Origin of the sequence: Brevibacterium sp. HMSC24B04 (genome assembly GCF_001806835.1) — a bacterium.
Lineage (GTDB): Bacteria > Actinomycetota > Actinomycetes > Actinomycetales > Brevibacteriaceae > Brevibacterium > Brevibacterium ravenspurgense.
In genome coordinates, this window is sequence record NZ_KV786105.1 from 1 (window position 1) to 11362 (window position 11362).

General features: G+C 61.7%; 10 protein-coding genes and 1 riboswitch. Of the genes, 3 read left to right on the forward strand and 7 right to left on the reverse strand.

Annotated elements, in window-relative coordinates; genetic code table 11:
* Window positions 1–94: 94 nt before the first annotated feature.
* The 5 genes from HMPREF3092_RS09375 to HMPREF3092_RS09395 all read right to left on the reverse strand — a co-directional run bounded on the left by HMPREF3092_RS09375 (window position 95) and on the right by HMPREF3092_RS09395 (window position 5232).
* Window positions 95–1360 carry a DUF445 domain-containing protein gene (locus HMPREF3092_RS09375; protein ID WP_070424698.1) on the reverse strand — a complete coding sequence of 422 codons (1266 nt, stop codon included), beginning with the start codon at window positions 1358–1360 and terminating at the stop codon, window positions 95–97.
* A gap of 93 nt (window positions 1361–1453) precedes the next feature.
* The gene (locus HMPREF3092_RS09380; protein WP_083274352.1) at window positions 1454–2368 is read right to left on the reverse strand and encodes an energy-coupling factor transporter transmembrane component T family protein; all 915 of its coding nucleotides are present in this window, start codon (window positions 2366–2368) and stop codon (window positions 1454–1456) included.
* Window positions 2355–3821: an ABC transporter ATP-binding protein gene (locus HMPREF3092_RS09385; RefSeq protein WP_070424699.1), complete on the reverse strand. Its 1467-nt coding sequence runs from the start codon at window positions 3819–3821 to the stop codon at window positions 2355–2357. Before HMPREF3092_RS09385 ends, HMPREF3092_RS09380 begins: the two co-directional genes overlap by 14 nt.
* Window positions 3818–4510 carry an ECF transporter S component gene (locus tag HMPREF3092_RS09390; RefSeq protein ID WP_070424700.1) on the reverse strand — a complete coding sequence of 231 codons (693 nt, stop codon included), beginning with the start codon at window positions 4508–4510 and terminating at the stop codon, window positions 3818–3820. The genes HMPREF3092_RS09385 and HMPREF3092_RS09390 overlap by 4 nt, the downstream gene beginning before the upstream one ends.
* Window positions 4511–4524: 14 nt before the next feature.
* Window positions 4525–5232, reverse strand: coding sequence for an ECF transporter S component (locus HMPREF3092_RS09395; RefSeq protein ID WP_083274353.1), 708 nt, complete (start codon window positions 5230–5232; stop codon window positions 4525–4527).
* Between the two features lie 25 nt (window positions 5233–5257).
* Window positions 5258–5383, reverse strand: a riboswitch (TPP riboswitch).
* A gap of 210 nt (window positions 5384–5593) precedes the next feature.
* Here HMPREF3092_RS09395 and HMPREF3092_RS09400 point away from each other — a divergent pair.
* The 3 genes from HMPREF3092_RS09400 to HMPREF3092_RS09410 all read left to right on the forward strand — a co-directional run bounded on the left by HMPREF3092_RS09400 (window position 5594) and on the right by HMPREF3092_RS09410 (window position 8859).
* Window positions 5594–6718, forward strand: a complete 1125-nt coding sequence (locus HMPREF3092_RS09400; RefSeq protein WP_070424701.1) for a DNA cytosine methyltransferase — start codon at window positions 5594–5596, stop codon at window positions 6716–6718.
* 10 nt (window positions 6719–6728) lie between these two features.
* Complete coding sequence (locus tag HMPREF3092_RS09405) at window positions 6729–8357, forward strand: PDDEXK family nuclease (RefSeq protein ID WP_070424702.1); 1629 nt, start codon at window positions 6729–6731, stop codon at window positions 8355–8357.
* Between the two features lie 70 nt (window positions 8358–8427).
* Window positions 8428–8859: a very short patch repair endonuclease gene (locus HMPREF3092_RS09410; protein ID WP_256174419.1), complete on the forward strand. Its 432-nt coding sequence runs from the start codon at window positions 8428–8430 to the stop codon at window positions 8857–8859.
* Here the strand turns inward: HMPREF3092_RS09410 and HMPREF3092_RS09415 are convergent.
* Entirely contained in the window at window positions 8856–9617 is a 762-nt protein-coding gene (locus HMPREF3092_RS09415; RefSeq protein ID WP_083274354.1) for a sulfite exporter TauE/SafE family protein, read from the reverse strand. The two genes, HMPREF3092_RS09410 and HMPREF3092_RS09415, sit on opposite strands and share 4 nt — an antisense overlap.
* Window positions 9618–9743: 126 nt before the next feature.
* Entirely contained in the window at window positions 9744–11039 is a 1296-nt protein-coding gene (shiA, locus tag HMPREF3092_RS09420; protein WP_070424704.1) for a shikimate transporter, read from the reverse strand.
* Between the last annotated feature and the right edge of the window lie 323 nt (window positions 11040–11362).

Consider the following 11362-nt stretch of genomic DNA (forward strand, 5'->3'; position numbering starts at 1 on the left):
CTCTGACTGCCGCCAATCTTTGCAACAGAGCCAGGTGGAGGGCACCTCCTCCGCCCCGCCCGGTTGGGCTGGGGTCACCTGGTCGGCGGCAGGCTCAACCCCCTATGAGCACTGCGACGGTGTGGATGAGCAGGCCCGCCAGGCAGCCGATGACGGTTCCGTTGATGCGGATGTACTGGAGATCTTTGCCCACGTAGAGTTCGATCTTCTCAGCAGCTTCGCGTGCATCCCAGCTGGCGATCGTGTCCGATATGACGCTGGTCAGCTCACCGCCGAAGGATTCGGCACCGTCGGCAACGGCGACGGCCAGCGTGTGGTTCCACTTGTTGGCAAAGGCTTCGTCGTCTGTCATGCGGGCAGCGAATTCGGCCAGTCCGGCACGCAGCTTCTGCTGCACGGTGCCGTCGGCTTCGAGCACGGATTCGCGCAGAAGGCGGGATGTCGATTCCCACATGGCAACAGCCGAGGTGACCACCGCCTCGCGCGCCAGCATGTCAGCAAGTGTCGCCTCGACCCGCTCAGCGAGAGATGACTCCTCTTGCAGCTGCGTCCCCAGCCCGGTCAGCCATTCGTTGAGCGCTCCGCGAGCGCGGTGCCTGCGGTTGTCGCGCACATCGGCGATCCAGCCGACGATTTCGCGATGCAGTTTGTCCGACACCATGCGGTTGGCGAACCTGGGCACCCATTCGGGGGCGCGCTGGCTGACGATGTCATCGACCACCTGCGGGTTGTACAGCAGCCAGGAGTGAGCCTCCCCGGCAACAAGGTCAACCAGGTGTTCGTGCGCACCATCGGCGACGATCTCCTGCATGAGGCGGCCCAGCACGGGTGCTTTGCGCACCTGGATGAGCCGGGGAACGAGGACGTCGCGAGTGAGGTCGGCAACGGCGTCGTCGTCAACCCGGTCAAGCACGTACTGCAGGCCCATACCGGCCCGGCGGACCACCGCATCCTGCGATGAGGGTTTGCTCAGCCACGCGCCGACCCGCTGTGTGACACGAGCGGATTCCACCTTGGGGGCGACGGTGTCGTAGGTGAGGAAGTTCGATGCGACAAACGCCGACAGGCTTTCGCCGAGCACATCCTTTTTGCGCGGAATGATCGCGGTGTGCGGAATCGGCAGACCAAGCGGGTGGCGGAACAGCGCGGTGACGGCAAACCAGTCCGCGAGCGCACCGATCATGGCCGCCTCGGAACCGGCTTTGACGAAGCCCCACACGCCCGTGCTGTCGGTGAAGATGACGGTGGCCAACCAGATAAGCGCCGCGGCCACCAGAAGGCCGGTGGCCAGGGTGCGCATGCGCCGCAGGGCTATGCGGCGGTCTTCTTCTGTCACGGGTGTGTTCTGCTGAGTGCTCACACGCTCATTCTTCCAGTGATCGCAGGCTCGGTCAGCCGCAGCCGCCGGTCACCCCGGCCGCGAACGGCAACCCCTGGCACTGGCGAAGCCGCCTCACGTCAGGATCAGGCTCCACGTCCCTGCCGCAATGGCCGCGCCGATGGCTGCCACACTCATAAGAACCCCAACCGCAACGATCACTGCGTCCCGCGGATGAAAACGCGACTGGCGCAGCTGGGTGCGGCGGCTGGTGCCAAAGCCCCTGCCTTCCATGGCCATCGCCAGGCGGGTGCCGCGGCGGATTGCCTGGACGAGCAGCGCGAATGCCACCGGGACCACTCCCCCAAGCCGGCGCAGGAGCGTGTCGGGGCCGACACCTCGGGCGCGGCGGGCAAAGGACAGCGTCTGCCATTCGGCTGTGAACAGCGTGACCAGGCGGGTGGCGGCGAGCGCTGACATGACGAACCGCTCCGGCAGGTGCAGCTTCTGCACGAGCGCGTCTGCCAAGTCGGTGGGGTCGACGGTCGATGCGATGGCGATTCCAGGCAGGGCAAGCGCCAGCACGCGCACGCCGATTGCGGTACCGGAGGCCAGCGATCCGGTGGTGATGAGCAGCGGGCCGATGTGCACCAGCACGTCACCGGTTTTCTCCGCCAGGATTGTTGTGGCCCAGGCGGCGATGAGGGCCGCGCCGGGCAGGAACCACAGGCGTTTGAGCATCGCGCCGATCCGCAGGCCCGTCAGCGGCAACAGGAGCACCTGCAGGGCCAGCATGACGGATGCGCTGACGATGTCGATGCTGAACAGCACACCGCACATGAGGATGAACGCGAGCGCCATCTTCGACAGCGGGTTGGCGCGCACAAACGCGGTGCGCCGGCGAATGGGCACCAGCAGGTCCACCTGGACGGGGGCTGCTGAGCGGGGCAGGATCACCGCACGAGGCGCCGCCTGGCTGCCCGCCGCACCCTCACCGGGTGCTGGGGTCGGCTGGGCGGTGGTGTTTGGAGTGTTGTCAGGCGAATTCACAGCGCACCGCCCCCAGGGTGTCGATGAAGGGTTCGTCGTGGCTGACGGTCACGACTGCTTGGCCGGCGCGCAGTTCGTCGATGACGAGTTCGGCGAGCGCTCGCCACGTGCGGGCGTCTTGGCCGAAAGTGGGTTCGTCGATGATGAGGATGCGCGGCCGGGCAGCGAGCATTGCGGCCACTGACAGGCGGCGCTTTTCACCGCCGGAGAGCTGCTGCGGATGGATGTCAGCCAGATGTTCCAGGCGCAGCGCGGCCAGGAGCTGTTCGGCGCGGTCGTCTGCCGCTTGGGGATCCCAGCCGGCTCGCTGTGGGCCAAACCGCAGTTCGTCAAGCACAGTTGGCCGCAGGAATTGGTGTTCGGGCTCTTGGAACACCATGCCGATGCGCGGCACGAGTTCGCGGGAGCTCCACCGGAAGGGGTCGCTGTGTTTGGGCGAGCGGACGGTGCCGTTAAGGGTGGTCAGCTGGTGGGCTGCCGTGAGCTGGCCGTATGCGGGTTTGAGCAAACCGGCCAGGGTCAGCGCTGTGGTGGATTTTCCGGCACCGTTGCGGCCGGTCAGGGCAAGCGCTGTGCCGGCGTGAATCGCTGCGGTCAGTTCGGCGACGGGTTCGCTGTTTTCGCGCTGAACACCCAGGCCGTCGGCGGTCATGAGCGTTTCGCCGATGCTCGGTGCGTACGGGGTGGGCAGGGCTGCATCGGGCAGCCACAGCCCGGCTGCCTCCAGTGAGGGGCGCAGGGCGGGGTCGCTCAGAATGGTGTCGGGGCTGCCGTCGGCGAGCACACCGCCTGGCCCCAAGACCACAATCCGGTCGACGTGTTCGGTCCACACCGGCAGGCGGTGTTCGACGATCAGCATCGTCGCGCCAGTGGCTTCTTGCGCAGCGATGATGGAGTCGCGCACGGATTCGACGGCTGCCGGGTCGAGGTTGGCGGTGGGTTCGTCAAGCACCAGCAGGCCCGGCTGCATGGCGACGACCCCGGCGATGGCCAGACGCTGTTTCTGCCCACCGGACAGAGCTGCCGTCGGGTGAGTCAGCGGGACGTCGAGGCCCACAATGTCGAGGGCTTCGGGGATCCGGCGTGCGATGTCTGCGGCTGGGATGCCGACGTTGGCCATGCCGAAGGCGACGTCGTCGCCGACTTCGGCGAGGATGACCTGTGAATCGGGGTCCTGCAGAACAAGCCCGGAGATTCCGCGGGCGGGGTCCGGTGGGAGGCCGTCAACCAGGAGTTCGCCGAACTGTTCGCCGGATTCATCAGGCAGGACACCGGCAACGGCGTGAAGGAACGTTGATTTTCCAGCGCCGGAACCGCCGACCAGCAGAACTTTCTGGCCAGCTGGGATTTCAAGGTCGAGGTCGGAAACGGCCGGTTCGGCACGGCCGGAGTGGTACCAGGTGAACCCGCGGGCGGACACTGCCGCGGGTCGGGATGACGAGGTGGTGGTCACGAATCTGCGGGACTTTCGCTTTCTGAGTGGCTCCCCCGGTGACCCGCCCCTTCGGGTGAGCAGGCGGCGTGAGGTGGGCGGCGCCTCGGGCGCGGGTCGGTGCCGGATGCGAATCCGGTCAGCACTCCGGTCCGGCGGATGGCGCGGTAGACGAACCAGCCGCCCAGGCCGGCGAATACGGGTCCGGAGACCAGGGCGCAGGCGGCGAAGACCAGCTGCCATTCGAGGGCCCAGCCGGCGTTCCAGAAGATGTTGTCGGTGATGGACACCGAAATAGCGGGTGCTAGGCCGGCGAGCACGGAAATGCCGAGGGTGTAGCGGCGGTAGCGGGTCAGGGCGAAGACGAGTTCGGTCATGATGCCCTGGCACAGGCCGGTGAACAGGATGACCGGGCCGAAGACGGAACCCAGGAGGGCTTCGGTTGCTGCGGCGATGAGTTCGCACACGATCGCGGCGCCGGGTTTGCGGATGATGAGTGCCCCCACGGGCCCGGCCAGCAGGTAAAGGCCGCCGACTAGGCCCGTGGTTGGTGGGAACACGAGGTTGAACGGGACGTCGATGATCGGCCGCAGGGACGTCCACGCGAAGTACACGGCACCGAGTGCGACGGCGAGTACCGCCGCGACGATGATGTCAACGGTGCGCCATGTGAGGCTGCGTGTGGGCGTGGTGTGTGCGGTGTGGGTCATCGAGGTCTTTCAGTTCATGTGCAGTTGGGGGTTGTGTGCTGGCGAGGTCTGGTTGTCGTTCGCCCGGAAGCGAAGGCTGACAGTGCGCCTGTGGGCACGATTGCCTTCCACAGGAGCCATGCACCCAATCCGGAAATGATAATGCTGGATGCGATTCCGCACACGGCGTAGACGACCTTGAATGTCATAGCCCATTTGGCGTAGTACATGACGATTTCGCCGACAACCAGTGTGATGCCCGCTCCGAGGCCGGACAGGAGCATGACGGGCAGGTTCCACTTGCGGTAGAGGAAGGCGAGAAACACGATTTCGGCGCCGGCTCCCTGCAGGAGGCCGGAGATGATGGCGGTTGAACCGAAGTTGGAGCCCAGCACGGCTTCGACGGCAGCGGCCAGTGTTTCGGCGATGAGGGCGGCGCCGGGTTTGCGGACGATGATTCCGGCAAGTGGCCCTGCGAGAACCCAGATGCCGCCGAACAGGCCGACCAGCGGTGGGAATGCGACGGTCCAGAGTTCGAAAACGCCCCAGATGGCGGCGACTCCCCAGAAGATGACGCCAACGGCCACTGCGATGACGACGGTGACGATGATGTCAACGGTCCGCCAGCGCAGGCTGGTTTTTGTCTGCGGGCTCTGTGGGTTTTTCGCCTGTGATGACGAGGTGGTGTTCGGGTTGCTTGGGTTGGTGTGGTGTCCGGGCTGGACACGGTTGTCCTGTGTCATGAGTCCTCCTCAAGGCAAGGAGGGGTCAAGAGTGTGCTCGACTTCCTTCGCCGGTGCTAACCGGGCAGGTTCGAGGGTCTGCGGCATCGCACTCTCAGCGCCCTTGTTCGGATCTCTACGTTTGATCCGAGGCGCTCCCCTGTCGTACGGCCGATACCTTAGCAAGGACAGTGCGCTGGCGCACGGGATTGGGTGGTCTGGCGGGTTCTGGGTGGACCGTTGAGGTGTCGGACGGCAAGCGGGTGAGTCACGTTCCGACGCACAGCTGCAAATAGAACTGGTCTACGATAAAATTTCCTGGGCGCAGACTGACACGAAAAGTGTTAAGCTGCTGCAGCAGAAGCAAAAGGGCGGAGGACGCATGGAACACGAGAGCAAGATATTCCGCCTTGGAGAACTGTTCTCCGGCCCAGGCGGTATCGCCAAGGGCGCTCAGCTCGCATCCGCAGGCGGTTATTCAATCGAACACCAGTGGGCAAATGACATTGACCCAGATACCTGCCGGACTTACGCACACAACATCGTCGGAGACGACGAATCTCCCTCAGTCATCTGCGGCGACGTCAAAACCCTCGATTTCGAGATTCTGCACGAACTCGGCGACATTGACGCATTCGCCTTCGGCTTCCCCTGCAACGACTTCTCAGTAGTCGGCGAACGACTCGGGTTCGAAGGCCAATACGGTCCTCTTTACTCGTACGGCGTCAAGGTGCTCCGTCACTTTCGTCCGAAATGGTTCATCGCCGAAAACGTAGGCGGCCTGTCAAGCAATGCGGGCGGCAAGGCATTCCAGCAGATCCTGTCAGACCTGAGCAGCGAGGGATACCGACTGGTCCCCCATCTCTACAAATTCGAGCAGTACGGCATACCGCAGTCCCGTCACCGCATCATCATCGTCGGCATCCATAAAGACATCGATGTCGAGTTCAAGGTTCCAAGCCCAGAACCGTACTCAGACATCGACGTATCAGTTCGCACAGCACTGACGAACCCTCCGATCCCAGCTGACGCGACAGGACAGGAAAGAACTCGACAGTCTCCAAAGGTTGTTGAACGACTGAACCGCATCAAAGCTGGTGAGAACGCTTTCACGGCCAATTTGCCGGAACACCTCCAGATCAAAACGGCAACGAAGATCTCGCAGATCTACAAGCGTCTCCACCCCGATAGGCCTTCTTACACCGTGACCGGCTCGGGGGGCGGCGGCACACACGTTTACCACTGGGAAGAGCCTCGTGCACTTACCAACCGTGAGCGCGCACGTCTGCAGACCTTCCCCGATGAGTTTGACTTCATCGGGTCGAAGGAATCGGTCCGAAAGCAGATCGGCATGGCGGTGCCGGTTGAGGGTGCGCGCATCATCTTCGAAGCGATCCTGAAATCCTTCGCCGGAATCCCCTACCCAAGCATCGAGAGCTCAATGCCTGTCGTTGAAGCCAAATCAGACCCCCAACATCCAGGTGTCGGAGGTCACACAGACGTATAAGCTCTCATATGTGAGAAATACGTGGTGGATTACTAGGCCGAAACGCTCTCTCGCTCCGGTACAGGGCGCCCTGATTGCTCTCGCCGGCGCTGCGGAAGGCATTCCTTGGACCAACAAAAACAAGGCCGAGATCGAACAGAAGTACGAAAGGCGACTTGAGCTTCAGTCCTTGAAGCGCGAAGGGGAACGCCGTGACCAAGGCGGAAGCGGAGCCCGCACCTACCGAGCATGGCTGAAGTCCCTCGGTCTTATCTTCATGGACGACGAAAAGCGACTTCAGCTTACTTCAGCTGGCGAAGCGATTGTCCACGGTGAGCGCATATTCGAACAGCTCACCCGGCAGGTGTACTACTACCAGTACCCGTCGGCATTCAGCTACAGCGGTGCTTCCGCCGTAGACCCGCGATTTCGATTAAGACCATTCGTTCTCATCCTCCAACTCCTACTAGATGAGCGCCTGAACGGCTTCCTTCGGCAGAACGATGACGTCGCAAAGATAGCCCTCTGCTATGGCACATCGAATACCAGCAAGACGGTTGACGATCTCGTCGACCGCATTATTGAGCACCGGGAACACGGAGACTCGTCACTCGAGGCTGATTACCTCAAAAATTTCGCGTCCACGAGAAGTGAAGAGAACAGCCTCGAGACGCTTTTCAAGAACCTGAAAGACATTGCCAACACCATGAGCAACTGGCTGCGCTATACCCAGCTGGTAGAAGTTCATCGAAACGACACCGGAGACGTTCTCTGGGAGATTGCGGTAGGAGCAAGGGCCGAAGCCGAACGCTTTGTCAACAAACTAGCGGATGCTCCGCTGATCAAAGACCCAGATAACGAAGTGGTCTTCCAGCGCCGATACGGTCTGAAGCCAGGGCAGCGAAAAGATACTCGCAACCTGATGAACACCAAGACTGTCACGCCGAAGATGATCCAGGAACAAGAAATCACTACGGCATTCATTTCACTCAGCAGCGAACGCATTATCTCGGAGATCACGGACGACGTTGTAGCCGAAATCAGTGACGCTACCGGCATCGACAGATCCACTGTCAGCTCAGTACTGCAAATGAAGTTCCCCCGAGGCGCCTCCGAAGCATTCCTATCCAATTACCTGGAGCTCAGCGCCCGTTCGAGGGAAAAGGCCACGGAGTTTGAAGTTGCGACTGCAGAGATCTTTCGAAAGATCTTCGGGTTCAAAGCCGAACACACCGGTAACCACGGGCTGCGCCCAGACGTTGTTTTGTCATCGACTGAAGCACATTACGGTGCGATCATCGACAACAAGGCCTATAAAAAGGGCTATTCACTTGGGGTGAGCCAGCAGGGCCGGATGCGGGATTACATCGAAGACTTTCCGCGGTATCGCCTCTCGGAAGACGAAGAACGACCAGCTTTCTTCGTCTATGTGATCCACGAGGGGTCGACGAATCTGACATCTCAGATTCAGGCACTGTCTGAGAAGACCGGGGTGCACGGCTCTGCGATCACTGCTCGCGACATCCTGCTCATGGTCCGCCGCCATCAAGAAAAGCCGTTCACTCACGAAGAGATTCGCAGCCTTTTTTCACAGAACCAAATCGTGGACCTTCTGGATGACGGATACGAAGGTCTTGGCGACCGAGTCCTCGGCGCCTGACGAAATGCACTGCGAGAAACTGGAAGTGACATGACTTCGGCAGCCCATCTCCTGATGAAGGGATCGTCTGATCGCTGATTCAAACTCCTGGGCCTCAGACTTCCATGCCCGCAGGACCATGCAGGCGAACAGGCGACGGGACACCAAACCTGAGCTCGCCATCCGCCGCATTCTGCATGCACGCGGTTTGAGGTACAGGACGGATATTCGGCCTGATCGATCCATTCGTCGTCACGCCGACATCGTCTTCACGAAGGCGAAGATCGCTGTCTTCGTCGATGGTTGCTTTTGGCACGGCTGTCCCGAACACTTCATACCGCCGAAAGCCAACGCCGACTACTGGGCTCAGAAAATCGAAGGCAACCAGAAGCGGGACGCCAACACCAATGACGTACTCAAGGCTGCCGGCTGGACAGTCCTGCGCTTCTGGGAACACGATGACCCAACCTCATCGGCCGATCGCATCGAACAATGCTGGAAAGCCAAGCGCCAGCAGGCTTAGACCGCCGACAGGATCTGCTCGCCCAGCACGAACACCGCCATGGCCAGCACAAACACTCCGAAGCCCTTCTTGAGCTTCTTTTCGGGCACTTTGCCGATAAACGACGCCCCGATCATCGAACCCACAATCGACAGTCCCGTGAACACCAGCGTGAAAACCCACGGGATCTCCGTCTGCCCCAAGTGACCCAGCAGACCAGCCGCTGACTGCAGCGCAATGATGTACACACTCGTGGCCACCGCAAAGTTCATACCCAAACCGCCCACCAGGGCGAGCGCCGGCACAATGAGGAACCCTCCCCCAGCACCGACCAGACCGGCAATCACACCGATCATCGTGCCCAGCACAACCACCAACCACACCTTGGGGCGGCGTTCAACAGTGTCACCTCGGCGGCGGCGAATCATGCCGATACCAGCAGCGAACATCACGGTTCCGAAGATCAGCATGAGCACAGTCCCCGGCAGATACCCCGACAGCTTCCCGCCGAAAAACGAACCTGCCATCGAACCGAGCGCAAAAACCGTCCCGATCTTCCACTGCACCCGATTGCTGAACGCATGCCGCACCGCGCTGATCAGCGACGTTGTCCCCACAATGAACAACGACATCGCAATCGCCTGCTCCGTTGGGAAACCCGCCGCATAGGTCAGGATCGGCAGCGTGAGAATCCCACCCCCACCACCGAACAGCCCAATCGTCACCCCGACAAGCAAAGCCAGGATCAAAGCGACAACGATCGGCGCAGTCACAGTCATATCCGCTGCATTCCACTTCCCAACGACACCGGCAGGTCCCTCCCAGCCTACGACCCTCACGAGGTGGAGGTTCAGGAACCGGGCAGCGGCACCTCGTTATTCATCTGGCCGGCACCGGCCGGCCACTCAGTGAGCTTCCCGATGCGTGCGCGCAACCCAGATGCCGCACAGGCCCGAAATGAGGCAGCCGGCAACCAAGTAGATCGCAACACCCAGCCACGAACCGTTGCCGATTGCCACCAGCCACGTGGCGATAAAAGGCGTGAACCCACCGGCAATCGCAGCGGCCACCTGGTAGGCGGTTCCAGCGCCCGAATACCGGAACTCAGCCGGGAACATCGAAGCGAAAAGCGGCTGCTGAACAGCCACAACAGCATCGTGGGCAATGTTCACCAAAATGATCGCGCAGATGACAATGCCGATGAACGCACCCTTATCCAGGGCGAAGAAGAACGGGAACGCAAAAACCACACCGACAACCACACCGAACAGGTACACGCGCATACGGCCGAACCTGTCGGCGAGGTAGGCAAACAGCGGGATCGTCAGAATGCCCAAACCGCCCACAAACAGATTGACGTTGAGCATGGTCTGGCGCTCAAAGCCCAGGTTGTCGACCGCGAAGGCGAGCGCAAAAGTCGTCACAACGTACATCGAGAACAGCTCGATGAACCGCAGACCGATGATCTGCACCAGCTGGGCCGGATAGCGGCGGACCGCCTCGAACAGCGGCAGACGCTTAGGTTCGTCCTCTTGCTGGAGGCGCTTTTCGACCTGTCTGAATTCTTGGGATTCGGCTACTCCTGCGCGGACCCACAGACCCAAAGCCACCAGCAGGGCGCTGAAGATAAACGGGATGCGCCAGCCCCAAGCCGTGAACGCCTCGTCAGACAGGACGCTGTTGAGAAGCGACACCGCCGCGGTCGACAGGAGCAGACCCACCGAATAGCCAATCTGCACACCGGAAGAAAACAGGGCGCGCAGACCACGCGGAGCGTTCTCAACGGCAAGCATTGCCGCACCACCCCACTCACCGCCGACGGCCAGACCCTGCACACAGCGCAGAACCACCAAAAGCAGCGGAGCCACCCAGCCGATCTGCGCATATGTGGGCAGCAGACCGATGAGGGCGGTGGCAACGCCCATGATGGTCATCGTCCACACGAGCATCCGCTTACGGCCGATGCGGTCACCGAAGTGGCCGAAGATGATGCCGCCCAACGGCCTGAACAGGAAGCCCACACCCAGGGTTGCGAAAGCCGCCAGACGCGATGCGACGGGGCTCGACTCCGGGAAGAACACCTGCCCAAGCACAGTTGCTGCCACCAGGCCGTAGAGCAGAAAGTCGTACCATTCGACGACCGCACCGACGAATGAACCCAGTGCGGCTCTGCGACTCTGCGCTGCAGACGGAGTGCTCATAGCTGTCCTTCCCTATTCTGTGAACCGGTTCATTGTGGCAGAAGTCACTAGGTCGGCTGCGACGGTGTCCGCGTAGTGGGCTTATGGCCGACAGTGCAGACAGGAAGGCGGTGGTCGCGGCCCCTCCGTACGCCCAGACTCAGGCAGTGGCGGGCTTTGCTGGGATGGCTACGGCCCTTCCAGACGCCCAGACTCACGCGGTAATGCAAACTCACGCGGTAATGCGCCGCTTTAAAGCGCAAATCTGCAATAAACCGCAAATCCAAGCTGCGACGGTGCCCGACTGGTAGGCGTATCGCCGACAGTGCAGACGGGAAGATGGT

Bases quoted from the DNA above. Each gene is read 5' to 3' on its own strand.
- HMPREF3092_RS09390 (WP_070424700.1), bottom strand. From the start codon at position 4,510: ATGACCCACACCGCACACACCACGCCCACACGCAGCCTCACATGGCGC.
- HMPREF3092_RS09395 (WP_083274353.1), bottom strand. From the start codon at position 5,232: ATGACACAGGACAACCGTGTCCAGCCCGGACACCACACCAACCCAAGC.
- HMPREF3092_RS09400 (WP_070424701.1), top strand. From the start codon at position 5,594: ATGGAACACGAGAGCAAGATATTCCGCCTTGGAGAACTGTTCTCCGGC.
- HMPREF3092_RS09415 (WP_083274354.1), bottom strand. From the start codon at position 9,617: ATGACTGTGACTGCGCCGATCGTTGTCGCTTTGATCCTGGCTTTGCTT.
- shiA (WP_070424704.1), bottom strand. From the start codon at position 11,039: ATGAGCACTCCGTCTGCAGCGCAGAGTCGCAGAGCCGCACTGGGTTCA.